Origin of the sequence: Streptomyces abyssalis (genome assembly GCF_001751365.1) — a bacterium.
GTDB classification, from domain to species: domain Bacteria; phylum Actinomycetota; class Actinomycetes; order Streptomycetales; family Streptomycetaceae; genus Streptomyces; species Streptomyces abyssalis.
Map to the genome: position 1 here is coordinate 1,227,473 of NZ_LJGT01000038.1, position 24,188 is coordinate 1,251,660.

A 24,188-nucleotide genomic window follows, 5' to 3' on the forward strand; every position below is an offset into this window, starting at 1 on the left:
AACTCCTCCGGCAGTGGGAGGAAGCCTGCCGGACCGAGGCACCTCACTCCGCCCTCCTACAGTTGTCGAACTCCCTGGCACACCACGCCGCCACGGATGCCGCATGGAGAACTGAGCTTGAGAACTGGTTGCGACACCACCCATTAGGGCCCCAGACAACGGACAATCGCATCGGCGGGTCAGCCCACCTCCACGGCCTCACCATCCAAGCCGGGTCTATCCACGGCAGCGTGTACTTCAACCACGCTGACCCGACCCCCGCCCCTACCCAGCAGCTGGTGCCCCGCCAACTCAGACCTTCGCCCGCCCACTTCACCAACCGCACGACAGAACTGCACGCCCTGCACCGCATCGCTGACTCCCGGAAACACTCAGAAGGACCCGGACTGGCAGTCGTCTTCGGCCCCGGTGGAGTGGGCAAGAGTGCACTGGCACTGCGATGGCTGCACGAGATGTCCGACCACTACCAGGACGGTCAGCTCTACGCCGACCTCGCCCCAGACCCCGCGGGAGAACCGGCGGCAGCGAACTCGGTTCTGGGAGGGTTCCTCCGGGCCCTGGGAGTAGTGGAAGAACAGATCCCGGTCGGGGTCGAAGAGACCGCAGCACTTTTCCGCTCCCTCACCGCGCACAGCCGCATCGCCATCTTGCTGGACAACGCTTCCACCGCCGGCCAGGTGCGTGCGCTGCTGCCTTCCTCCTCAACAAGCACCGTGGTGGTGACGACACGGTGGCGCCTGGGTGGTCTGAGCATGGACGGCGCAGACTTCATCCCAGTTACCCCGTTGCAGAAGCGAGCCGGCACGGAACTGCTGGCCCGGACCGTGGGCGAACGCCGGGCAGCTGCAGAGGCCGATGCTGTAGCGGGACTTGTGGGCTTATGTGCAGGGCTCCCCATTGCCTTGTCCATCGCAGCAGCACGACTGGTGACACGCCCTCAGTGGCCCATCGCCCGGATCGTGCAGGAACTGACTGACGAACAGCGGCGGCTCAAAGCCCTGGCGATGGAGGAGGTCTCCGTCCTGAGTGTCTTCGACCTCTCTTACGACGGGTTGCCACCCCAAACGGCTCGCGCCTACCGATGGCTAGGACTCCACCCAGGACCGGACCTCTCCCTCCAGGCCGCCGCAGCAGCACTGCAGCACACTCTCGACGACACCACGGGCCTACTCGAGGACCTGGTAGACGCCAGCATCCTGGAAGCCACCGGTTCCGATCGATACCACTTCCACGACCTGGTCCGCCTTCACGCGCGCCACCGTGCCCAGACCGATGACAGCCCTCAGACGCACAACGCTGTCCTCCGGCGCCTCCTGGAGCACTACCGCACCTTCGCCGCGGCCGCCGCCCATACCGTGACGCCACAAGAGTGGTATCTCGGACCTGGCCACGACCCTGCCCAGACCTCGTGGGCCTTCACCACGGGCCAGGAAGCACTAGAAGCACTGGAAATCGAACTGCCGAACCTCATGGCAACTATGCGAACCGGCTACAAGTGCGGTTTCGACAGCCTCGTGTGGCAACTGGCCGAGGCTCTGTGGCCGCTATTCCTTCACCGCAAGCACTTCCCCGACTGGATGGCCACCTACCACCTCGGCATCGATGCCACGACTCGCTGCAATAACCCCGCCGCTCGCGCACGCATGCACCACCATCTCGGCTTCGCCTTCCACAACCTCAGCCGCGCCGAAGATGCTCTCCAGCAAGGAAACCGCTCTCTGGCCGCCGCGCGCGAAGCCGGCCATGAGGAGACTGAAGCAGAAGCAGTGGGACTCCTTGGCATGGCACACCGCTCCCTTGGCGACCTCGACGATGCCATCGACATGCAGCAACAAGCAGTGGCACTCGAATGCCGAGCCGGACGAGTACGAGGAGAAGCACTCGCCCGACGGCGGCTCGGCCAAGCTCTCAGTACCGCAGGCCGACTCGACGAAGCGATCGACCAGCTCACCCAGGGCCGCGACCTGGCCGCGTCACTGTCCGACCACAAGGTCAAAGCGATGACCATGGTCTGGCTCGCCGACGCACTCACGCACAGCGGACGTGCCAGCGATGCAGCCGCCGTGGCCCGGGATGCTTGGTCGCTCCTCGCCGAATCGGGCTCCAGCCAATACCAGGCTCAATCACTGATGGTGTGGGGTGAAGCCGCCGAAGCACTTAAGGAACCGGCGACCGCCCACAACCTCCTCACCCGATCACGAGCCTGCTACTTGGACGCCGGCGCCCCCAACCTGGAACGGGTCAATCGCGCACTCGACAGAGTGCAAGCACAGCTGGACACCCCCTCCCCCTTGTGACGCTCACGTCAACAGCGGCGACTGCTCCACAAGGTCGGTGAGCCGGTACCCGGCAACAAGCCACGGATAGGCACACACCGCGCACAGCTCCTGCGGCCCGCGGCTAAGGAGCACCTGTTCAACGCGAGTCCGAAACACCGTCCCCACCTCGCCCGCCGGTACCGTGACCAGACCGCATCCCGGAGCGCTCGCCCACCAGGCATCGGCAACCCCCAGCGCGTCACCGACCGTCGGCTGAGGCCGGCCCACAATCACATCGGCGCTCTGCCTCCACCGCATGGGAGCCGATTCACCCACCACGAGAAACCGGTCAGCAACTTCACACGGACACCCAGCATGCGGCCCCGCGACACCCCAGACCCACAGCCACACGCCCTCCACATCCCGGCTGTGGCGAGGACAGCGACTGACCTTCAACTCCCCCTGGCGCATCACGGAACCGCCCAGCGTCGAATGCTGACACGAAGAGGAACTCATTCCGGCTCCCCGCACACCGGGCTCTGATCGGCGCCCACGGCAGTCGGCAGCGGTACCGGAGCATTCGTCACAGCCCGGCAGGGCTCTCGCAGATCCAGCAGGCCGTACATCGCACGCCGCAAAATTTCGGCAGCCTGCCCCGGCCGGGAAGTAATCAACCCAGCCACCCGAGCTTGCCAGTGCGGACTGCGCCGCCCCAGGACCCCCTGCAATTGCTCAGGCAGCGACCGGTCCAACCGAAGACGACCGGCCCCCTGGGAGACCACCTCTGCCAGACTTCCCGGACGCAGAAAGCACTCCGGCGGAGAAGGCGTCAACAGCACCGGTGCCCCGGTCGCGGCCGCGTAGCTGGTGACCGACCCGTGATCCCCCACTACCGCATCAGCAGCCACCAGCGCTGCCCGCCACCCCTCCTCGGGCGGCAGCAGCAGCAAACCCGCACGCAGACAGTCCTCCAGCCACGCCTGCACCTGCCAAGCACCATGAACACCCCAGATGTTCGGGTGCAAGACCGCAGCCACGCGGTACTCCTTCGGCGGCAACTCATCCAGCATCTGCTCAACCAGGTCCGGATGACTTCCCAGAGCGGACTCCGGCTGCCACGTGGAGGTAACCATCACCAACTGCTGGCCGTCAGCCACACCTAACGCCTGCCGGTAACGCTCCCGCAGCGGCATGCTCGCTACCAGCCGGTCAAAACAGACATCACCCGCCACGATCGCTACCGGCAACGCCTCCGGACATGACTCCTGCAACACACCGAGCTCGCCCTCATGCGTAAGCCCCAACGCCGCCGGCACCAGTCGCCCACGGTGAACCAATGCCCCTCGATCCAACCCATGCGCAGGTTGCGCATCAGGACCCGCGCTTCTGGCGCGTGACCGGGACGCCAGCATCCCTGCCCCATGCGGCAGCAGCATCACCTTCCCGTGAAGCTGCTCCACCGCTGTCTCGCTGGCAGCCAGCACCAGGTCGAACTCGCATTGCACGGCCTGCTCCCACGGCAGAAGCAGACCCCCCCGGGACCGTACGAACTCGGCGGCGCCGTGACACATCGAACCGTTTCCGGCCGGCGCCACGGTGAACATCACCACCACTCGGTGATCGGACTTCAGCAGTGCAAGCACGTCCAACAACCGGATACCGGCCACCAAGAACGGAACCACCACTAGCACGCTGCGACATCCCCTACGCAGCACCCGACTGTCCGCACCCAGACCAACCGGCCCGTTCAGCCACGCACTCCCGGCCATCAACGGCCCCCACTCGCGCAAGGCCGTGCGTGAAGCCGCCCCGCCACAGGCCCCCGCATAACCCGCGTAGGCACAAGACGTCCACCAACCGAAACCATGACTTCCCCCGAACGTCGGCTACACCTGTCTGGGAGGAGGGCTCCCCGGCGGCTCCGGTGGATTCCTTGCACCGACCTTGCGAAAACCTTGCCTCCCATCACAGAGGCTGAACGCTCCACGTGATATCGCGGTACGGAGGTCTTGCCGGGCAGCCCTGGGGTGGTCGGCACGGACGTTCTTCTGCAGGAGCGCGACTTGTTGACCACAGCAGGGGAGCACGACGAAGCTGAGGTTCTTCACGTGAGCGGTTACGAGTAGCGCCTTACACCCCACCATCAAGCCGCTTCTCGATGAGCTGGTTGGCGCGTGACTGCTCGCCGCGGAGGATCTTCGCGTAGAAGCGGAAGAGCACGGTGAGGCTGTGGCCGGCCCGCCGCGCGACCTCCACCGGATCGACGCCGGACTTGATCCAGAGCGAGACGCCCGCATGGCGGAGGGAGTACGGCACGTCGGCGAGTGGCGATGCAGCTTCCTCCGGGGTTAGGGCTTTCTCGCGTGCTGTGTCCCAGACCGCGCAGTATTCGGTGGACCTGATCCGTCCGCCCCGTGCGGCTCGGAATAGACGTCCGTCGTCGGCGACGCCGTACGCATTCACCTGTTCGCGGAGCATGACGACCAGTACCGGCGGGATCGGAACCGGGCGAGTAGCGCGTCGTGCCCGGCGCTTGAGGCCGCGTTGTTCGAAGGACGCTCCGTCGTCCGTCCACCCTGAGCCGACTTCCGGTCGGCTGCCGGCGAGGATGAGTTCTCCCCAACCGGTCTGAGGAAGGTGGCAATCGGATTTGCGTAGCGAAGCGATCTCTGAGGGACGCATGGCCGCGTAGTAGAGACAGCCGAAGAACGTCGCGAGGTGCTTGCCTCGCTCACCTTGTTCGCGAACTGCCTTGAGCAAAGCTGTGACCTGAGTGGGGTTGGGAACGTACCGAAAGTCCACCTCGTCTTCCTTAGGCGGCGTCGCCCAGTCAATGCGGGCCATGGGATTGGACTGGAGCAGATCACGCTCGACGGCGTACCGAAGCGCATTGCTGAGGACCATGCGCTTTCGGTTTGCCGTGTTCTCTGCCGCCGGCTTCCCGTCGAGCCTCAGTGACAGGGCCTCCAGGGCTGCCCGCATCTTCTCGGTACTGGCCGCTTCCGTGACCTTCAGTGAGTGATTGCTGATCCAGGCCAGGGCGTCTGCTACCGCAGTGGGCGGCGTCTCGGTTTCCGTGCGTGTGATGGGTTTTCCGTTCTCTCCCGGTGCGGCACGGAAGGCCCATCCGTACAGGGCGGTGCGCATCAGCTTCGGGTCGGGCGCACCGCGCGAGGAGGAGACGAAAACCGGGGTGACCACGGCCAGCGCCTCGGCGATGCTGGCGCGGTGCTTGGCTGCAGCTTTCGGCCACTTCATCAGCACGTATGCGGTGGCGTGTTCGTACCACGTGGGGGTGTTGAGATCCGCCAACTCGCTGGCGGGGAGTCCGGTCTCCTCGTCGAACTGTTCACGGTTCCTGAGCGCCGCCATGAGTTCCGAACGGCGCCCGTCTGCCTGTGCCTTGAGTTTGAAACTCCGCGAGTGCGGACGTGATCCCACACGCCAGCGCAGTTCGAAGGGCTTCGGACGGCCCTTGCGGTTGCGGATCGACCAGACGTCTACGTCGAAGGTAAGCATGTCTCTCCAAGCCGGCGAGGGGCCCGTCATCTGGCGGGCCCCTCGCACGGAATCGGCGTGATCAGGCGGCTTGCTGTTCGCAGTGCGCCCACCAGGCGTCCAGGTCGCTTCGGCGTACGCGCAGTTGGCCGTTGGGGAGCTTGATGAGCTTGGGTGCCTTGCCGCGGGCTCGCATGCGGTAGAAGGCGGCGCGGGACATGTCGATCTCTTCGAGGACTTCGGTCAACTTGAGGTGTCGCTGGCGGGGCATTCGAGCCTCCTGTTGTTCCGAGCCGCGGGTTCGTGCGGTACCGGCGGTCGCGGAAACCGCACAATCCGCGGAAAGACATGAACTTGCTGCCTGAGCTGCGAAGCTGCAGCAGCCGGGCAGCAGTCGCAGAAACCATCGGAAGAGCCGCACAAAGGCCGAGGCGGACGGTCGTCCGTCGTCGAGCGCATGGCGGGCGCTATTTGTGCGGCGATTGCGCGCGGTTCTGCGGAGGACGGTGCTGGCCGTCCGGGGGAGTGCGTCAGCGCTGGTCAGTGACGAGCGGCCGCTGTTTCCGCGGATACTGCGGTTTGCGCGGCGGACTCCCGGGAGATGCAGCGGTTCGCGATCACGCCTGGCCCTCCCTGACCTGCGGGTGGATGAGATAGCGGGGTGCCGGCGGGCGGCCCCTCTTCCCGGTGCGGGGTGGGGTGTGGCTGCGGAGGTAGCCGTGCTCTTCGAGGAGTGCGACGGCTGGTTCCATGTCCGCGACCGTGGGGAACTCCGAGCGGGAGAGCTTGGCGAACAGGTCGCGGCGGGAGACCGTGTCCCAGCCGTTAGCCCGGAGGACCTCCAGGAGCGACTGGGCGCGTGCCTGGGCGGCGTCGGCGCCCATGAGGTCGAAGACCGTCAGGGCGTGGTCGGCGAAGTAGTCCGCGATCTCGATGGCGGCCGTCATCGTCGACGGCTCTATGGGCTTGCCGTAGCCGTCCTCCAGGTGGGCTGCGACGTGGAGCAGTCCGGCGATGCGGGCTGCGGTGCCCACGAGCTTGCCCGCCCACTTGCCGACGTGGCCGAGCTTGCCGCCCCGGGCCCGGAGTTGGGGCTCGATCCGCTCCTCGAAGGCGAGCAGCTCGGCGCCCGCGTCCGGGGTGAGGCGGAGGACGTACGGTTCCGTCTCCTCGGCGAACGAGAGCGTAAGGGCGGTGACGTTGCGCTCGTAGTGGGCCGCGACCGTCTCGGGGACGGGTGCGGGGCCGATCTTTCGGTAGCCGACCAGGGATTCCGGCAGCGCGTACAGGAATCGGGCGAGGAGGCCGCGGCCGTCGAAGCCGCGGTTCTTCCCGATGTCCTCCAGCACCGAAGGCTGGACGGCCAGGCCCATGGTCAGCGCCGGGGCTTCGATGAACTCCTCGCGGTTGCGGCGGTCGACCTTCAGCCGGTCGCCGGCGTGGCCCTTGAGGAAGACCTCCATGTTCGGAGCGCCTGAGTAGCGGCCCGCGATGATGTCGAAGATCCCGCCTTCTGCGGACATCACCGCGAGCCGTCCGCCCTGCTCGGCCATGAGCGAGGTGACCGTCTCGGGCGTGGAGTCATCCGCCAGCAACCGCGGCTTCGGTGGCACCGTGAGCTCTTCGGCGTGCTGCGCCAGGTCGATGGCCTCGGCGACGAAGCCGTCCCGCTGCGGGCACTCGGCCGACGACGCGCGAGTGGCTGCCTTGTCGGCGGCCTCCTGGGCCATCTTTCGGGTTAGTTCGGCCTCGACGATGCGCCCGGCTGCCTGGTTCGCGAGGTGCTGCTCCGCCTCGTAGAGCGGGCCGGTCATGGCGGAGAAGACCGCGGACTTGCGGTTCGCCGGCGGCAGGGCGACGACTACGTACAGGTTCGTCGGCTCGTGCCAGCGGCCCCGTACGCGGACCACGACGCGTCCGCCGGCCGCCGTGGCGAGCACGCTCAGCGCCAGGGCGGCGGCCATGTCCGGAGGCGTCTGCGTCTCCTCCGCCAGCGCCGCGCAGAAGTCCCCGAGCCAGGACGGGAAGGCGTGCAGCGGGAAGCGCGGGAGCTGCGGGCGGGCGTTGAGCGGGATCGGTTCCGACCACGCCTCGGGCAGCTTCTCCTCCCCGAGTGCCAGGGCCTCGCGCACCTCGTCGGCCGTGGCGTCCGGCGTGGACGCCGCCTGTACGAGCCGGGTGCCGGCCTGGATCAGGCGCCGCCGTTCGGCGAGTTCGTGGACGATCCCCGCGTAGTACCCCGCGTTCGCCGTCGTCGGTACGGCCTGGACGAGGCCGTGCACGTAGGCGGGTCCGCCAACCCGCCCGAGGTCGCCAGCCTGCCCGAGGTAGTGGGTCAGGGTGATCGGGTCGACGGGCTTGCCCTGGCCGTGAAGCACCGTGATGGAGCGGTGGATGGTCTCGTGCGCGGGCCGGTAGTAGTCCTCGGCGCTGAGCGCCGCCTGTACCTCGGCGATCACCTCGGCCGCGAGCATCATCGAGCCGAGGACGGCCTGTTCGGCTTCGAGGTCGCACGGGGCTCCGCCCCGGTCTGCGGCAGCGTGCAGGGGGCGGACGTTGTCGTGCGGGCTTCCGGCGAGGACGTGCGGCTGCTCGGTCATCGCCGGGCCTCCCCCGTGTACGGCTTTCCCTGCGCAGGGCGGGGCAGCGGGCGGTACCTGGTTTGAGGCATGCTGTTCGTACCTCCTGTTTCTTTGTGGGATGGGAGGCCGGGGCAGCGGGCTTCCTTGATCCGTTGGCCGCTGCCCCGGGCTAGTCAGGAGTCCTCGGCGAGGCTCCAGAGTCGGTACTCCTGGCGTACGTACTCGCGGTTGCCGTGCTTCGCGTCGTACGCGATCAGCTGTACGGCTGCCGCTTCCGCGGCCCGTATCGACGGCTTCGCGAGTTCGGGTCCGTACTCCGATGCCTCTGCAAGCGCGAGGCGATCCACTAAGGCCGCCTTGCGCAGCCAGAACTCTCGGGGCAGCGCTTTATCGTGCGAGTGCCGCTCGCTCAAACCGGCGAGTGAAGCGATCTCTTGCTCGATGCTCGGCGCTTGGGCGTACAGGTCGTCGGGCGGTTCCGTCTGGTGAGTCGTGTTCGTGTTAGTCGTCTGCGGCATCAGTGCATGTCCTTGGGGAGCCGGTTGGTGCGTGCCCTGTCGACGGCGAAGTGCAGGGCGCTCTCGGCGAGTTCGCCGTAGTCGTATGCGGCCTGTGCCAGGCCCTCGGCTGAGTCGAGAGCAGCGGCCAGGGCGGCGGACTCGTGTGCTTCCAGGCGTTGTTCAGCGCTGAGGGAGTCCGCGGCATGGCGTGCGCTCTCCCGGTAGATCAGGTCCTCGCGAAGGGCGTGCAGCCGCTTGCCGCCGGACCAGCGGGCCAGCCCCTCGTTGAGGTCGGGCATGTCGCCCATGAGCAGGTACTGATCGTGCTCGCGGTGCAACAGCACATGCGCCGGCTGCTTTCCGCTGAGTACGGACCGGATGGCCCAGGCTGCCCCGTGCGCGTACGCCCGTGCCGCGTTCTCGTACAGGTGCCGGACCCGCTTCTCCAGGTCCGTGTAGAGATCGCTGACCGACACCAGGGCGACGTCGTGCGGGCGGTGGAACGGCGTACCGGGGACGGCGAGTTCGCCGAGATGGTGGTGGGTGCGGGACGGGTCGGTGTTGCAGATGCCGAGCTTGGCCGTGTGCAGCGCGAGACGGTACTCCCGAGCGGCGGCACCCAGCGCGTACACGCTCTCCGGAAGAGATCGGAACCAGGTCGTCTTGGTGTCAGCCATTGAAGTTCTCCGGGTGGCAGGAACAGGGAACGAGGAGCTCCCGTACGGCCCATGACGCGGGCCGGGAGCGGTCAGTGCAGCGGGAGCCGTACGGCGGCGTTCTCGCTCGCGGCTTCGAGCAGTTCGCGGAGGTCTCCGCCGACCGCGGACAGCCGTGCCTCCATCGCGGCCCACGACTCGGGGTCTATGGCCATGAGCGCGGAGACCGCGACGGCGGCGTTCCCGCGCCGCAACGCGGTGAGCGCGTCGCGCAGTTCGCCGGCGGCGGTGAGGGAGACCTGGGCCGAGGCCGCCGCGGACGAAGTGGACGTGGCGGTGATCGAGTTGCACATGTTCGAGCTCCTTCGGGTTCAGTTGCCGATGGCGGTTACGAGGGCGGTCATGACCTGGTTGATGGGCCCGGCGGCGGGCGTGTTGGCGAGGTAGAAGCCGAAGAGCAGCGAGGCGACGGCCGCACCGGCGCTGACGGCGCGGTACCTGAGCAGCAGCACGACGACGAAGCCGAAGAGCAGCACGAGCGAGAGCGTGACCACGGTCGGGTCCTTTCTGCCGGGCGGTGCCGGCGGTCAGAGGGTCTGGGAGTGGTCCCGGTGCAGTCGGGCGACGAGGTTGTAGATGTGGCGGCCGATCCGGATGCGCTTGCCGTGGCCGCGGCAGCGGCGACAGTCGGGGCCGCGTTTGATGCGGCCGCGGCGGTTGCGGCGGACGTGGAAGCCGAAGCCGCGGCACTTGCGGCAGTTGCCGAACGGCGAGACTGCGCAGAGCGCCGTGTAGCTGAGAGTGATGAAGAGAAGTCCGGCGATAGCGTCGAGTGTCGAGGTCATGAAGTCCCCCTGAGCGGCAGTCGAAGGGTGTCCCCGGACTAGGCCGCTATCCGCTAGCAGCCTGGTCACATGGGGAATGGCGCGCTAGCGGGGTCGCTAACGTTAGCGATGCGTGCTGCTAGCGGAAGCGGCCCCGGATTTCATGCGGCGTCGGACTTTCCGTCACGTTCCGCGACTGCATTGGCGACGTCGTTACGGGCGATGCCGCGCCGGTTGACGACCTTGCCGTCCACACGGCGGCCGATCTGGATCGTGTTGATCCCGTACGGCTTGAGCGCGGAAGTGAGCTGTTCGGCGCTCCACTCGCCGTAGACCTCCGGCCGCAACTCGGCGAGCCGCGAGGCGACTTCCTCGGACCACAGCTTGGGTTCCTTGCGGCTGAGGACGGCGAGGATGTCGGCGAGCAGGTCGTACGAGGCGGCGGGATCGGCTTGCGGCTCCTCGCCGAGCGCGTGGCCGGCGAGAGTTCCGGCGTCCTCCCGCAGCTTCCGGCCCCGCAGCGCGATGCGCTCGGCGATGACCGCGTCCGCGTAGACGGAACGGACGATGCGGGCGTCGGCGCCCTCCCCTACGAAGTAGTGGATGCCCTTGTCCGCCCAGGCGAACATGGTGGCCCGTACGCCGCGCTTGTACGCGCCGGTGCCGAGCACCATGTCGTTCTCGATCTGGCCGAGGACCTTGAGGCAGAACCGCGCGGAGGCGTTGGCGCCGATGCCGGGCGGAAGTGCGTCCTTGTCCGGGCGCTGTGTGGAGAGGAGCTGCACGAAGCCCAGCGCCGGGCCGCGCTTGGTGATGTCGGTGCAGATCTCCTTGATCTCCTCGCCGTACTTGGGGTGCTCGAAGAGAACCTGGCACTCGTCGACGCCGACCACGACCGGGTGCAGCCCCAGGGACTTCTTCGAGGCCAGATCGCTGGTCACCTTCGACTCCGGACAGAGGTCGCGCGGCAGAGAGCGGATGACCTTCGCCCGGCGGCGCAGCTCACCGCGCAGTTCCCGCAGGTCGGCGAGGATGTAGAGGATGTCCTCGTCGTCGTCTCCGGCGCGGTAGCGGTACGCCACCTGCTCCAGCGGCCCGAGGTCGCCGGTGCCCTTAAGATCGAACAGGTGCAGCTCGGCCCGGGGGTCGAGCGCTGCGATCAGGAGCAGGAGGCGAAGGAGGAACGTCTTCCCCATGCGGGGAATCGCCCCGATCACTCCCGCGATGTACATGAGCGTGATCTCCACCCAGCGGCCCCGCTGGTCGGTGCCGAACGCGACGGGCTTGAACAGGTCGACGGAGCCGGACTTCGCGAGCGGCCATGCCGGCTGCTTGGCGTTCGACATGTCCTGATCCCCGACCCACAGCACCAGACGGCCCGTGTGCTCGTCCGGTACGGCGTCCGGCCATACGCAGCCGAGCGGGCGGCGCAGTCCGGAAGCGAGCTTGTCCCGCTTGTCGACGACGTCCGCCACCGTCACGCCGAACGGAAGGTCGCCCTCCGCGCGCCAGCCGGGCCCATCCCTGGTGATGGGTGCCGTGAATGTCAGCGGGTCCCGCCCCTTGGCGATGGCCTGGTTGATCTGCGCGATGCCGAGCGAACCGAGCGCCCGAAGCACGATGTCGCTGGTCAGCTTCTGGACCTTCGGGATCTCGACCGCGCGGTGAACCACCGACTCGTCGGCGGGCTGTCCGAGCCAGCCGAGCGCGAGCGTGACCATCGCCCCGGAGAGGGCGAGCAGCCAGGCGGGCGCCAGTACGTACAGAGACATCGCCGTCGACATCCCGATGACGGAGGCCGCGACGGCGACGAGTGTGCGCCAGCGGACCCGGCGGTCGCGTTGGCGGCTGAGCTTCAGGTAATCCGCGACGTCCTCGCGCCTTGCGGCTGCCGCGCGCAGCGGGTCGCCTTCGCGGTCCGCCACCCATCGCATCGAGCCCGCGGCGAACTGGGCGACGCCGCGCGGAGATTGAGCCGTCAGCCGCAGCCCGTACCAGGGGAGGCGCACCCCGTGGTACGCGGCCGTGTGCCAGGTGTGGGCCGCGAGCCAACCGGCAGCGGTGACGAACTCTGGTTTGGAAGTAACCCATGCCGGGAGCACGGGCCGGCGCTTGGCGCCGCGCACCCGATCCATGAAGCCGGGGCCCGACGGACCGCCGGGCTTGTCGACCGCTGGTCGGGCCGTCGGGTCACCGGGCTCGTCAGGGCCGGATGCTGCCGACTCGGTCGGCTCGGAGCGGGCCGACCGCGCCTCCGTCAGGTCGACCACCCCGTTGTCTTCTTCGAGCGCCATTTCTGATTCGAGTCGCTCGAAGAGTTCGTTTTCGTCGTCATGGTTCACTGGCACGTCCTTCCTTGTTGGGAGGGCCGGGCCCGGCTGCTGCTGTGGTAGGTACGTCAGCCGGGCCCGGCGCATGGGGGTTCTCGACTTCGTGAGTCGAGCTGGAGATCCGTCGGCCGATTCGGTCGGCCGACGGGCTGTACGGGTCAGCTCGCCGCTGTCGGTTCGAGCTCTGAGCGCTGCTCTTCTTCGTCGGCCTGCCGACGGCGCTCCGCCTTCAGCTCCTCGCGGAGCTCGCGGGAACGGGCCTGTCCGCAGCCGACGGCGTCACGGATGCGCTCCGCGGTGAGCGCTGTGTCGGGCCAAGCGGCTGTCGTCTCACGGGCCTTGACCAAGTGCTGCTCGAAGGAAGGCCACGTCTGGCTGCCCGAGCGTTTGCGGCGAGTAGCTCGACGACGCGGCGGACGGGCCGTCTTCGGAGCCTCGCCGTACTCCTGCTCGCCGCCCGCCTCGTCCTTCGCGTCGTTCTGCTCGGAAAGCGCCCCGTCCGGAACCACGTCCCCGAGCTTGAGCAGTACGCGCTCCCGCAACGGCGTCTGACGACGCCAGCGCCGGCCGTACTGTTCACGAAGCTCGGCCCTAGCGAGCTGCCGTTCCTTCTCCCGCTCCAGCGCCTCGCGGTAGCTGGTGATCTCCCACAACGTCATGCGACGCCACAGGGCGAACGTCGAGAGCGGAGCGAGCAGCCAGCGGGAACGCCGGATGCGTTCCATCCGGGCGCCGGTCACGGCCCCGATGCGTACGGCGTAGACATGGGCGACGACCTCGGAGAGGCCGACCCACAGCAGCGGCATCGTGCCGTGAGCGACCTTCGCCGAAAAGCTGTCTCCGGCCGCGACGTTGAGCCAGCACGTGACGAACGTGAGCGCCCACGGCACCCAACGCACCCACGACAGGCGCATGTCCAGCCTGATGAGCAGCAGGTTGGCTGCGGTGAATACGGGAATCGCCGCGTCGATTCCGACCGGCAGCATCCACGGCTGGGCGAAGCCCCAGCGTTCGGCGGCGCGAGCGACGGAACCGAACGACGTCGCCAGCCCGAGACTGCCGACCCCGACGCCGGCCGGGACCACGACCGCGAGCAGAGTCTTCTCCGCCTTGCCGAAGGGCGGGGCGCCGGGAGCAGTCATGCGGCTCCCTTGGTCCACGGCATCGGGGACCGCTTCGAGCGGCGGTCCCACAGCGGAGCGACGTCGCGGAGCGCCGCGGCGTAGGCAGCGTCCACCCGGGCGATCTCGTCGTGTCGTCCAAGCTCGTCGAGCTCCGCGAGCACGTCGCGAGCGGCAGCCATTCGGGCTTTCCTCACCTCGTAGGGCTCACCGGGGAAGCCGAGGAACAAGTCCCGGAAGCACTCGGCAGGTTCCTCGAAGCTCTGGGCCAGTTCCTCGAACTCGGAGGCCCGCCAGGCCCCCTGATCGCCTGCGTAGGCATGCATGCTCTCTCCTCGTCTCGTCGGTGGGATGGGACTCGGGGCAGCGGGCTTCCTGATCCGTTGGCCGCTGTCCCGCGTGAGCGCGAACAGCCCAACTGGGCTGCTCGCGCGATGACTTGCGCAGGGACCACTCACCTCGTCGGCGAACGAGTGGTCATGACCTCCGACATGCCTTCGGAGAGGCGATGCCGGAGATCAAAAGCACTCATTCGTCCAGGTGCACTCTGTTGAGTTCTCAAGCCGCAGACGCTTCCTTCGGGCCTCTGTCACCAGGCCCTCCGGGCTATGACCGGCTGCCGCACGCCGCCGCAAGGACGGCATGTGGCAGCCAGTCGCCATCAAGAGGTCTTGTCCTCAAGTCATCTTGATGACTTCCTCGACTATGACATCCCTCTCTCCACTCGTCAAGTCCTCTTGATGACTCGTATGCTGGAGTCGTCGAGAGAACGGAACGGTGAGTGGCATGGCGAAGGCGTACGAACTGATCGCGGATGACTTCCGGCGCCCCATCCGCGCAGGTGAGCTGAAGCCGGGCGACAAGCTGCCCACCGAGGCCAAGCTCGTGGAGCGCTACCGGAAGGGGCTGCCGACGATCCGCCAGGCGCTCGGGCAGCTAGAGGCCGAAGGGCTCGTCGAGAAGAAGCACGGCCGCGGCACCTTCGTACGTATGCCACGGAAGCTCGTGTCGCGCAGCAACGAGCGCCACCAGTGGGAGAAAGACCGTGCCCGCGAGCCGGAAACGCAGCGGCTGCAGACGGGCTCGACGGAGCACGACACCGGGCTGACCGTCGACGACCTCGTCTTCCACGCGAAGTACGAGCAGGTGCCGGCGGATGGAGACCTCGCGACCGCCTTCGGCGTACCCGAGGGCACGGACATGCTCCGGCGTACGTATCGCACTCGCTACAGCGCTGAGCCGGCGCCCTTCACGCTGGTGACCTCATATCTCGTCCGCGACATGGTCGCGAAGAACCCCGACCTTCTGGACGAGACAAACGAGCCGTGGCCTGGCGGCACCCAGAACCAGCTCTTCACAGTCGGCATCGAACTCGACCACATAGAGGAGCGCATCACCGCGCGCCCGCCCTCCGCCGAAGAGGCCGAGGAGTTGGAGCTGCCGCCCGGCACGGCCGTGCTCGTCCTCCGCAAGTTCTCGTACGGCACCGAAGACCGCCTAGTGGAGATGTCGGACGTCATCCTCCCCGGCGACCGGACGCAAATGACCTTCGTAACCCCACTGGATCGGTGGTAACCACCTTGCCGCAGCGCATCGTTGTACTCACGGCAGTCCACGCACCCGGCGCTCACCACCTGCCGGACGCGTACAGGTCGCTCCAGGAGCAGGAGCTGCCGGACGGGTGGGAGTGGCAGTGGGTCATCCAGGAGGACGGCGAGACGGACCAGGTCGCCGAACTCGTCCCCGACGATCCGCGGGTGAGCTTCGCCCAGGGCCGGCGGGGCGGCCCGGGTGTCGCCCGCACCATGGGACTCGCCCGCGCGCAGGGTGAGTTGGTCAAGGTCCTCGACGCCGACGACATGCTCACCCCGGGCGCCCTGGCCCGCGACATCGCCGTCTTCGCGCGCGAGCCTGACATCGCCTGGACGACCTCCCGCGTACTCGATGCCCTGCCGGACGGCTCCACGGCCGGCTTCGACGGCGACCCCGACGAGGGCCCCATCGAACGCGGCTCCGTCCACGAACACTGGAAAGCCCACGACTACCGCGCCCAGGTCCACCCGGCGACGCTCTGCATCCGCCGCGACCTCCTGCTCGCGCTGGGCGGCTGGATGGCCCTGCCGGCATCCGAGGACACAGGGCTGCTGCTCGCCCTAAACGCCGTCAGCCGCGGCTACTTCACCCGCGAGGTCGGCCTGATGTACCGCAAGTGGCCTGGTCAAGCAACGAACCAGGCGGCCCACGGGCACAAGGACGAGCGTGAAGCGCGCATGGCGGTGGTTGATGCTCGGGCCCGCGAACTCGTCGAACTCGGCTGGAACTACACGCCTCCTGCGATGTGAGCAGATTCCAACTCCTGGCCAGCCCGAATCATTTCGGACACCCGGCTCCGCCGGACCTTTGGATTCCGGGTAGTCAGGCCATGGGGGGCGTTTCCAGCCGCATTCGCCGAGTGCTACGTTCACAATGGACTCAAACAAGATCCACGGGGAGGGGAACACGTTGGCCAGGGGAGGGCAAGGCGGTGGCGACATCCAGGGTGCCTCGGGGGGAGAGTCCCGCCTGGAAAATCCAGCCTCGCTCAAGAAAGCTGCAAGCGGAGCTCAGCAGATCGCCGGTCGCATTCGATCGGCATCGAATCATCCCGCAGACGAAACTGACCGGGCGGCTCGCGCATTCTCCGGGAGCGAATGGGGAGGCGACCTGGGTAGCGCACTTCGTACAGTGAAAGAGCGATGGAGCGGTAAGTCACAGAGACTTGCCGGAAGCTGCACTTCGTTCGCGGATCGCTGCAACAAGACTCACGACTCCTATTCTGAAGCCGAGACAGCAAACGTTCAGCAGCAAACGGCTGCCGGAAAACAAATTCGAAGTGACTTTGGCTAACTTCGGTCCGTAGACGGCATCCAACAGGGGGATTCGGGGACTGTGAGCATCACCTATGAGGATCTGTATCATCTCAATCTAAGTACTCTCAATTCGGCGGCTGAGGCTTGGAGTGGCACTTCCTCCAAGATGAAGAGCATCGAACGTGACTACAGCAACGATGTGCAGAAACCTTTCAGTGCAGCTGGCTGGAAGAGTTCAGACAGCACCAGCCAGACAGCCGGCAGGTCGTGCAAAGACATCGGCGTGGAATTGAACGATGGGCAACGAGTGGCTCAGGCACTCCATCGGTCTATCGCTGACGCTCGCGAGGAACTGAAGAAACATCAGAAGGCTCTGCGCGATCTTGCGGAGAATGAGGCGCCGAGACAAAACCTACGCGTGAGCCCGACAGGAACGGTGAGCGTTTCAGATGACCACGTAGCTGGCGAGGACGCTCAGGCACAACAGGCCCGAGTCGACGCCTTCGCCAAGCGAATCTCCAGGGTGCTGGATGAGGCTGCCGCCACCGACGGACAGTGCGCCAACGAGCTGGTGCGCATAATTGGAAGTGCATCGTCCGGATTTGACCTTCCCGCAGGGATCGGCCCGACTGGTGTGCAGCTCGCCTCTGCTGTGAACGGCAAGGGCCCGATGAATCTCGCTCCGGGGCCGATGCCAACCATTAAGGATGGGACTGCGCCGCATCACGTCCGTGAGGTTATGGGGATATTGAGCTATCGCCCGTACATTGAGGGCTCGAAACTCATGCTGAAAGGGAAGTTCTCCGATGGTCTCTCCTACGCATGGGAAGGAGTCCCTCCAACAGCAGTAGGGTACGGGGCGGGAAAAGCTGAGAAGTTCAGTCCTGGACGACACAGGAAACCCTCTTTCGTCAACAAGGTCGGGAAAGCTGGCGCACGGGTATTGGGGCTCCCAGTGGGGATAGCAGCTACCGCTGTTGACTACAGCACCAACATGACAGGAAAGGAGAAGTTCTTCGGTTGGTAGTTCCAGGCCACGCCAGTGGGCTCGGACCGCCTAGACTTCAAGCAGTGATTAGGAAGTGTGTCCCGTGCAGAATCCTGCCGATGGCAAACATGATGCAGGCGCCCGATTGACTATATCCGAGCGTGTAGCGGCCTTCTTGCTACCCGTCGGCCATGGCCGCAGTCCCAGCAAGCACCCCATTTGGAGCTGGGACGCACGAAGGTTTCTGCTTGTGGCTTCGCTTGGTGTCGGCCTTTTCGGTGGGGCAGTTGGCCCTTGGTCAGTTGCGTCGGGGTGGGAGCGTGTCTGGGCAGGGCTGGCGGGGACTTTCTTCCTTGCCATCCTCGCGTCTGCATTCATCGGCTACCGGCGATGGCTCGCAAGGGAGAGGTCTCCGAACGAGAGCAACCGTCCTAGCTAGTCAACTGGACTGATCCGGACCCCGTACGAGGTCTCGTCCAGCGTGGACGGTGCGACGAGGTCCGCAGTCTCGACCGATCGATGTCGGCCTGTCCTTGCCCCTAAACGCTCGCCAGTCGCGGTCACTTCAAGTGTGAGAGGTCCCAATGGGGCCGAGCTGCCGGCTGGATGGAAGGTTTCCGTGGACAGCACGTCCGACGGGATCTGCTCACCCCACGGCTCTGTGGACGTGGACGAGTTGGTGCATCTGCCCGTGTCCATCACGAAGCGGGTACGTTCCTGCGCCCTACCGCTACCGCTCGCGCATCAGACATGCCTCGGCCAGGCGGGCAGCGACCAGCAGGAGGTTCGTGAATCGTAAGGAGCCCGCGGCCCCCTCGACCGGGACGGAAGGAGCCTGCGTGGTGTGGAATTCCGGCTACAAGGCAGTGCATGCGGGGAGGCTACGGTGCGGAGGATGTCGGGGTGGGTACGGAAATCGCTGGTCACAGGGGTGTTGGTGGTCGGCCTGATAGCCGCCGGCGTGGGGCTGTATCTGTTCCAGCCGTGGAAGCTGTGGACGGACGAGAAGGTCGATGAGGCACTTCCCGGCGCTGCTGCGCCGGAGAAGTCGGACGGACCGACGGAGGCCGGGACGCCTGGTGACTCCGCGGGATCGGGCAAGGCCGAGAAGCCGGCCGGGCCGGTGACGCTGGCCTCGGGTGAGTTCATCACTCACGAACACGAGACCACCGGGCGTGCGAAGGTCGTCGAGCTACAAGACGGGTCCCTGGTCCTTCGTCTGCAGGACCTGAACACCAGCAACGGTCCCGACCTGAAGGTCTGGATCACCGACGCGAAGGTGAAGCCGGGTACGGCCGGCTGGCACGTTTTCGACGACGGCGCCCACCTCAGCTTGGGCGGACTCAAGGGCAACAAGGGCAGCCAGAACTACACGTTGCCCGCCGGGGCGGACTTGGACGAATACAGCAGCGTGACGATCTGGTGCGACCGCTTCGACGTCTCCTTCGGAGCAGCCGAACTGTCCCGCGCCTGATCGCACCCGTAGGGCGTCAGTTCAGTTCCTCTTCGCCGCTCGGTAGATCAAGTAAGAGACGGCCAAGATGAAGTCCACCGCCACCCAGAACGCCACGATGGCACCGGCCCCGATGGTGGCGCCCAACCCGGTAGCCGCTTCGCAATCCTCCTGCGAGAGTCCGACACAGTCAGGTGCTCCGGCGGCGGAGACGATCCCGAGGATCAGCCAGATCAGGAAGATGAGCTGGACGACCAGGAACGTCCAGAAGAAGACGCGGTGCTTCTTGCGCTTCGGCGGCTCGGTCGGCGATTCCGCGGAAGGTTCTGTTGCAGCGCTGTCTGCCCGTACCCCATGGCCCCACTGGGGCTGAGGAGCTGAGGACGCTCCCTTGGGGTGTGCCGCATGACGTCCGTGGTGACCGGCCATTTCGTGCTCCGGCATCCGTAGGATTCCCGAGTGATTTAATTGTAGCAAAATGTACAATTGTTCCAGTCTCGGACACCGAGCGTGCGTTTCTCATCCGTAGCGTAATGCTCTCGCTCACCGCGCTACTCAGCAGTGTTGATCGGCACCTCGTACACGATCTCGCACAGCGAAGTCGGGACCACGATGTCCGCCGTCTCGACCGGGCGCCCCTCGTCGCTGTAGTACGTGCGCTGAATCTGCGTGACCAGGGCGCTGCGCGTCAGGCCGAGGAGAGCGATCTCCTCGGCTGTCGCATGCCGCGGTTCGGGCTGTTCAACAGCGTGGCTAATGGTGACGCCGATCTCCGCCATGCGCTCGACGACGCCGCGGCCGGCGTAGGGGCCGCCCTCGGGGAGCACGACGAGCGTCCCGCCCGTGAGGTCGTACGGTTCCCAACTCGTGGAGAGCTGCGCTGGTTTGCCGTTTCCCATGAACTCATACCGAGTGCGGACGCCGAGGTCTCCCTCGTCGAGGCCGAGCCGCACGGCGATGTCCGCGGGAACGGGAACTTTCGCCTCGGTGTGGCTCTCCCAGGTGCCCTCCCTGCCGAGCGCTGCCATGTCCGCGCGGAACGGCGAACCTCCCCGACGCTCGCGGCTCAGTGAGCGAACCATCCGCAGTCGTGACCGCGGTTCCGCAACATACGTGCCCGACCCGGTACGGCCTTCGAGGATGCCCTGACTGACCAACAGGTCGTTAGCTCGCCGGACCACGTTGTGGCCCACCCCGTACTCCTCGCCCAAGCGAGCGCGCGACGGCAGCTTCTCCCCAACTGCCCACTCACCACTGGCGATGCGCTCCCGGAGCAGGTCGGCAATCCGGAGGTACGGCGGCTGCTCAGGCATATGGAAAATCTAGCTCATCAGGGCTAAGCTGATTAAGCACCTTTACTTCACGTGACCATGGCGCGACGGAGGACTTCCGCATGCCCACACCTGCGTCCCGCGCAGAGGAGGTAGCGGAGCGGCTGACCGCCACGGGGCTCACACCAGAGGTGAAGGACCAGAAGAACCACTTCCTTGTGGAAGCCAAAGTGCCTGCCCAGGCCTCGCCGGAGTCCTGGAAGGGCCTGTTAGGGGCGCTGGAAACGGCCGATCACTTCGGTCAGGAAGTCAGCGCCGGCGGCATGACCGTATGGGCCGCCATCCGAAAGGGGACCCCCGCGGCAGCGCCGGCTGCCCGGGGGCATGGCCGTCAGCTTTAGGGAGCTGAGCGACGTGATTAACCGTAGCCACTACACCGACGAGCAGCCATGGCGCGTGCTCCACACTCACAGCCAGCCGCTCCCGAGACCGCGGCATCCCGCGACGGACGCACGTCCTTCTCCGTCACGGGCGGGAGAACCAACTCGTGCACGGCTCCGCCGTCTCGAAGCCTCTGCCCGCGTACGTGACCCCGTGCCTGCGACTGTGCGCCGAGCCTTGCGACGTACAACTCACGTTCAGCCGCACCTCGTTGAGGTGCGCTGATGGGCTCTGTGCAGCAACAACGTCCGCCAGACTGGCGCACTCCCTACGTCTCGGTGGCCTGCCGCATGGGAGCGCACGGCCAGTGCACGGAAGCCGAGCCCCGTGCGGCACAGCACTCCTGGCCCGTCATCTACGAGACCTGTAGCTGCTCGTGGTGTCACCCCCGGCATGAGGGAGCTTCGATGTACCCGAACAGCGCCTCTGTATCGGTCACTTCGGCCACGGTGCTCCGCGGAGACGTGATCCAGGTCGGCGGTCAGCCGCTCATCGTCTCCGACATCGTGGCGCTGCCGCACAAGGCGAAACGCCTCCGGTTCGAGACGGGGGAGACGCTCACGCTGCATGTCCGGTCGCGGCTCGCCGCCTTCCGGCGGAAGGCCCGGTGGTGACCGTGGCGCGATACCAGCGAGTCGCGGACTCGATCCGCCGGCAGATCGTCGACGGGACTCTGAGCGCGGGCGACCGTCTGCCGACGGAGCCGTTGCTCGTCGCCGAGTACGGAGTGAGCCGACTGACCGTACGGCACGCCCTCGACGTCCTTCAGGCAGAGGGGCTGATCGAGAGGTTCCACGGGCGCGGCACATTCGTCCGACGGCCGCCTCAGCGGGCCTCGTACGTCAGCGTATGCAGCCGTGCGTTCCGCCAGCCGGAGACAGACCACGACGAAATCGAGACGTACGTGAGGCCCGGCTCCGTCCTCGCCGAGGCACCACTGACGGCCCTGATGCAAGTGAAGCCCGGCACCGCACTGGCGGAGTACCTGTACTTCAGCCGGCGGGACAAGGACCCGTACAGCCTGGCGCGCGTCTACGTCCCGCTCGATCTGGCGGAGCTTCTCGACACGCCTATCGGCAAGCTGCCGTGGGGCGCCGAGATCCCGTTGGGCCTGCAGGCTGCCGGCATCCGCCTGGCACACATCACCGAGCGGGTCACCACACGGCCGCCGACACAGGACGAGGCGGACCGTCTCAATCTCCCACCTGGAGCGACAGTGTTGGAGATCGAGCGCACTTCGATCGACGACCGCGGCCGCGTCGCGGAAGGCGCCTGCTTCGTGTCGCCGGGGGACCGTATCGAAGTCGTCTTCTCCACGGCGCTCGCCGAGACGAAGGGCGGTGATCGGGGTGCCGTTCGGTAAGCCCTGCATCATCTGCGAGAAGAGGCAGGGGGAGACGATCCTCGTTCAGGCCATCGAGAGTGGTTCGGGCCCCGGTTGGGGGCTGTACGCGTGCCCGAGCCCGTGTGCGCAGGAGTATGCAGGCCGCTCGTACGCGCCCTCCTGGCTGCAGGAGGACCTGCGTCAACTGGGGCTGTGGCCTCCCACCAACTGACCGGACCACTACGGGGCCCTCACGCAGAGTGCGTGAGGGCCCCGTCTGCGTCAGGTGAGCCATTCGGCGTCGATGCGGGAGAACACGAGGTCCATCTCTTCCGTGATGGGCTTACTCCGGCGTCGGGGCGGCTGCGGGCGACGCATGGCTGAGGGGTAGCTCCCGGGGTCGTAGTCGTTGATCAGCCGGTACGCGTGGAAACCCCTGTCGACGAACGTCCTGAGCAACTCGTCGGGCGAATCCCCCAGTGCGCGCATGCGCTCGGGAGTGACCTCGACAACTACCTCTGCGTCCTGCCGCAATCGGTGCAACGCGGAGCTCAAGCCCCGTACCGCTGCCCCTTCTGCGCCTTCGACATCGATCTTGATCACACGCGCTCGTTCGATCTCCGCTTGGCTGAGCAGCTCAGTCAACGGGTGTGCGTCCACCTCGAATTCGGACTCCGCCGGCCCGGAGTATGGCACGGTGCTGGTCGCTCCGGTGTTGCGTGAGCTGGCTTGGATGAACTTCAGGGTCTCGTCCTTGTCGGAGACCGCAGCATTGACCGCGCGGAGGTTCGAGCAGCGGTTCATGTGCGCGTGCCGCAGCAGCCGGCGATGGAACGCCGGCGAGGCCTCCACGGCCACGACGCTCCCGTCCCCGCCGACCAGGGACGATCCGAGCACGCTGAAGTACCCGACGTTGGCACCCACGTCGACGAAGACGTCCCCTGACTTCAGCCTCTGCCGGAGCCAGTGAGTCAGGTGAGGCTCCCAGACGCCGAATAGGTACAGATGGCGCTGGATCAGATCCTCGCTGTCGACGAGAAACCTCGCACCAAAGCGTGTCCGGACACCGCCACGTACGGAGTGCTCCCGGAGCTGAGGAGCGAGGTACTTCCGCGCAAGCTCCCTCTTGCCCAGCGCTCCGGGGAAGTAGCGAACATAGTTCCGCCCAAGTCCCCGCAAGACCCGAAGCCCGTGAACACTCATCCCGTTACCTACCTCGTCGGAGGCCATCTCCCCGGTCACCTGGGCTGGCCTGACCGGCCCACTGGGACAACGATTCGCGTACCTCATAAAGTCCTCTGGACATCTGGACAACAAGTTCCGTGCCAGGGGGATGACTTGAACACTGGCGAGCAACTCGTCACCATCAGCGCCGTCTTATTGGGTGCCCTGATGACCCACGTGACCAACTACATGCTGGAGCGCAGCCGCAACCGCCACGAACTGCTCACGCGGTGGGACGACAAGAAGCTCGACGCGTACGAGGGCTACGTCGACCGCATCCGCGCAATGATCTTCCTCGCAGTGCAGCTCTACGAACACAGGGAAGGCATACGCGAGGGTCAGAAGTCAGAGCCGGAGATGCTGGCTGAGTTGGCCGACGCGAGCCGGCTCCGGGGCCGTGCCTTCGAGCGGGTCATGTTGCTAGGCGGTGACGAGGTGGTCGAGGCCGGCCATCGCCTCAACGCGGCCGTCGCCGAGGTCGACTGGCAGGCCACCGGTAGGACATCCGGCACCCTCGACGAGTGGCGAGCCCGCAACCGAGCCGCCTTCCAGGCGATCAACAACTTCCACGACGCCGCGAGAGTAGACCTGGGCGTCAAGGGCAACGTGAGTGGCGAGAGCCACCCTGAGCGAGACCTACTGCTCCCACCCGCACAACGCAGCAACGAGAAGTCGCCCCAGGACGCACGAGAGAGCGAGAGCTAACGATCCACATGACGTAGGCCGTGCGCGGGAGTGCCTATGAGGCGTGACTCGGCGCATTGACCTGTCGACGCTATGAGCTTGGGAATCACCGTACGCCTTGGGCCCGCTGACGTTCTGACCTGCGCAGACGGTCTATACACCCACTGGGCACCGACTCCGCCGGT

The 24,188-nt window shown here is 66.5% G+C and carries 24 protein-coding genes; 9 read left to right on the forward strand and 15 right to left on the reverse strand.

Annotation, left to right across the window (positions count from 1 at the left end; all coding sequences use genetic code 11):
* The first annotated feature begins 230 nt into the window (after nucleotides 1-230).
* Nucleotides 231-2,297 carry a tetratricopeptide repeat protein gene (locus AN215_RS29550; RefSeq protein WP_171904174.1) on the forward strand — a complete coding sequence of 689 codons (2,067 nt, stop codon included), beginning with the start codon at nucleotides 231-233 and terminating at the stop codon, nucleotides 2,295-2,297.
* A gap of 473 nt (nucleotides 2,298-2,770) precedes the next feature.
* Here AN215_RS29550 and AN215_RS12635 read toward each other — a convergent pair whose 3' ends face one another.
* The 12 genes from AN215_RS12635 to AN215_RS12690 form a co-directional block, all read right to left on the reverse strand.
* The gene (locus AN215_RS12635; RefSeq protein WP_216093793.1) at nucleotides 2,771-3,940 is read right to left on the reverse strand and encodes a hypothetical protein; all 1,170 of its coding nucleotides are present in this window, start codon (nucleotides 3,938-3,940) and stop codon (nucleotides 2,771-2,773) included.
* 448 nt (nucleotides 3,941-4,388) lie between these two features.
* Nucleotides 4,389-5,777: a tyrosine-type recombinase/integrase gene (locus AN215_RS12640; RefSeq protein WP_070009200.1), complete on the reverse strand. Its 1,389-nt coding sequence runs from the start codon at nucleotides 5,775-5,777 to the stop codon at nucleotides 4,389-4,391.
* A gap of 61 nt (nucleotides 5,778-5,838) precedes the next feature.
* On the reverse strand, nucleotides 5,839-6,027 hold the full coding sequence (locus AN215_RS12645; protein ID WP_070009201.1) for a helix-turn-helix transcriptional regulator: 189 nt from the start codon (nucleotides 6,025-6,027) through the stop codon (nucleotides 5,839-5,841).
* A 346-nt stretch (nucleotides 6,028-6,373) separates the two neighbouring features.
* Nucleotides 6,374-8,356 (reverse strand): DUF3987 domain-containing protein, encoded by a 1,983-nt coding sequence (locus AN215_RS12650; protein WP_079122931.1) that lies wholly within the window; start codon nucleotides 8,354-8,356, stop codon nucleotides 6,374-6,376.
* Nucleotides 8,357-8,511: 155 nt separating this feature from the next.
* Entirely contained in the window at nucleotides 8,512-8,856 is a 345-nt protein-coding gene (locus tag AN215_RS12655) for a hypothetical protein (RefSeq protein ID WP_070009202.1), read from the reverse strand.
* Nucleotides 8,856-9,515, reverse strand: a complete 660-nt coding sequence (locus tag AN215_RS12660; RefSeq protein WP_070009203.1) for a hypothetical protein — start codon at nucleotides 9,513-9,515, stop codon at nucleotides 8,856-8,858. The genes AN215_RS12655 and AN215_RS12660 overlap by 1 nt, the downstream gene beginning before the upstream one ends.
* Nucleotides 9,516-9,586: 71 nt before the next feature.
* The gene (locus AN215_RS12665) at nucleotides 9,587-9,847 is read right to left on the reverse strand and encodes a hypothetical protein (RefSeq protein ID WP_070009204.1); all 261 of its coding nucleotides are present in this window, start codon (nucleotides 9,845-9,847) and stop codon (nucleotides 9,587-9,589) included.
* A gap of 18 nt (nucleotides 9,848-9,865) precedes the next feature.
* Nucleotides 9,866-10,048, reverse strand: a complete 183-nt coding sequence (locus AN215_RS12670; RefSeq protein ID WP_070009205.1) for a hypothetical protein — start codon at nucleotides 10,046-10,048, stop codon at nucleotides 9,866-9,868.
* Nucleotides 10,049-10,081: 33 nt separating this feature from the next.
* The gene (locus AN215_RS12675) at nucleotides 10,082-10,339 is read right to left on the reverse strand and encodes a hypothetical protein (protein WP_070009206.1); all 258 of its coding nucleotides are present in this window, start codon (nucleotides 10,337-10,339) and stop codon (nucleotides 10,082-10,084) included.
* A gap of 140 nt (nucleotides 10,340-10,479) precedes the next feature.
* On the reverse strand, nucleotides 10,480-12,660 hold the full coding sequence (locus tag AN215_RS12680) for a cell division protein FtsK (protein ID WP_070009207.1): 2,181 nt from the start codon (nucleotides 12,658-12,660) through the stop codon (nucleotides 10,480-10,482).
* A gap of 146 nt (nucleotides 12,661-12,806) precedes the next feature.
* Entirely contained in the window at nucleotides 12,807-13,790 is a 984-nt protein-coding gene (locus AN215_RS12685) for a DUF2637 domain-containing protein (protein WP_070009208.1), read from the reverse strand.
* A complete protein-coding gene (locus AN215_RS12690) occupies nucleotides 13,787-14,095 on the reverse strand; it encodes a hypothetical protein (protein WP_070009209.1) in 309 nt (102 codons plus the stop codon). Before AN215_RS12690 ends, AN215_RS12685 begins: the two co-directional genes overlap by 4 nt.
* 460 nt (nucleotides 14,096-14,555) lie before the next feature.
* Between AN215_RS12690 and AN215_RS12695 the strand changes: the two genes are divergently transcribed.
* The 4 genes from AN215_RS12695 (at nucleotide 14,556) to AN215_RS12710 (ending at nucleotide 19,080) form a co-directional block, all read left to right on the forward strand.
* A complete protein-coding gene (locus AN215_RS12695; protein ID WP_070009210.1) occupies nucleotides 14,556-15,344 on the forward strand; it encodes a GntR family transcriptional regulator in 789 nt (262 codons plus the stop codon).
* Between the two features lie 5 nt (nucleotides 15,345-15,349).
* The gene (locus tag AN215_RS12700) at nucleotides 15,350-16,111 is read left to right on the forward strand and encodes a glycosyltransferase family 2 protein (RefSeq protein ID WP_070009211.1); all 762 of its coding nucleotides are present in this window, start codon (nucleotides 15,350-15,352) and stop codon (nucleotides 16,109-16,111) included.
* Nucleotides 16,112-16,697: 586 nt separating this feature from the next.
* Nucleotides 16,698-17,645: a hypothetical protein gene (locus AN215_RS29555; protein WP_139140726.1), complete on the forward strand. Its 948-nt coding sequence runs from the start codon at nucleotides 16,698-16,700 to the stop codon at nucleotides 17,643-17,645.
* A gap of 856 nt (nucleotides 17,646-18,501) precedes the next feature.
* Nucleotides 18,502-19,080, forward strand: a complete 579-nt coding sequence (locus AN215_RS12710; protein ID WP_070009213.1) for a DM13 domain-containing protein — start codon at nucleotides 18,502-18,504, stop codon at nucleotides 19,078-19,080.
* Between the two features lie 21 nt (nucleotides 19,081-19,101).
* Here AN215_RS12710 and AN215_RS30060 read toward each other — a convergent pair whose 3' ends face one another.
* Together AN215_RS30060 and AN215_RS12720 are read right to left on the reverse strand one after the other, a co-directional pair.
* A complete protein-coding gene (locus AN215_RS30060) occupies nucleotides 19,102-19,503 on the reverse strand; it encodes a hypothetical protein (RefSeq protein WP_216093794.1) in 402 nt (133 codons plus the stop codon).
* A gap of 107 nt (nucleotides 19,504-19,610) precedes the next feature.
* Entirely contained in the window at nucleotides 19,611-20,372 is a 762-nt protein-coding gene (locus AN215_RS12720; protein WP_070009214.1) for a GntR family transcriptional regulator, read from the reverse strand.
* 80 nt (nucleotides 20,373-20,452) lie between these two features.
* On the opposite strand from AN215_RS12720, the gene AN215_RS12725 reads away from it, so the two are divergent.
* The 3 genes from AN215_RS12725 to AN215_RS12735 all read left to right on the forward strand — a co-directional run bounded on the left by AN215_RS12725 (nucleotide 20,453) and on the right by AN215_RS12735 (nucleotide 22,134).
* Nucleotides 20,453-20,731, forward strand: coding sequence for a hypothetical protein (locus AN215_RS12725; RefSeq protein ID WP_070009215.1), 279 nt, complete (start codon nucleotides 20,453-20,455; stop codon nucleotides 20,729-20,731).
* A gap of 447 nt (nucleotides 20,732-21,178) precedes the next feature.
* Complete coding sequence (locus AN215_RS12730) at nucleotides 21,179-21,385, forward strand: hypothetical protein (RefSeq protein ID WP_070009216.1); 207 nt, start codon at nucleotides 21,179-21,181, stop codon at nucleotides 21,383-21,385.
* A complete protein-coding gene (locus tag AN215_RS12735; protein WP_171904175.1) occupies nucleotides 21,382-22,134 on the forward strand; it encodes a GntR family transcriptional regulator in 753 nt (250 codons plus the stop codon). Before AN215_RS12730 ends, AN215_RS12735 begins: the two co-directional genes overlap by 4 nt.
* 243 nt (nucleotides 22,135-22,377) lie before the next feature.
* On the opposite strand, the gene AN215_RS12745 is transcribed toward AN215_RS12735, so the two are convergent.
* Entirely contained in the window at nucleotides 22,378-23,325 is a 948-nt protein-coding gene (locus AN215_RS12745) for an FkbM family methyltransferase (protein WP_245694420.1), read from the reverse strand.
* Nucleotides 23,326-23,487: 162 nt separating this feature from the next.
* Between AN215_RS12745 and AN215_RS12750 the strand changes: the two genes are divergently transcribed.
* On the forward strand, nucleotides 23,488-24,024 hold the full coding sequence (locus tag AN215_RS12750) for a hypothetical protein (RefSeq protein WP_070009537.1): 537 nt from the start codon (nucleotides 23,488-23,490) through the stop codon (nucleotides 24,022-24,024).
* The last annotated feature ends 164 nt before the right edge of the window (nucleotides 24,025-24,188 follow it).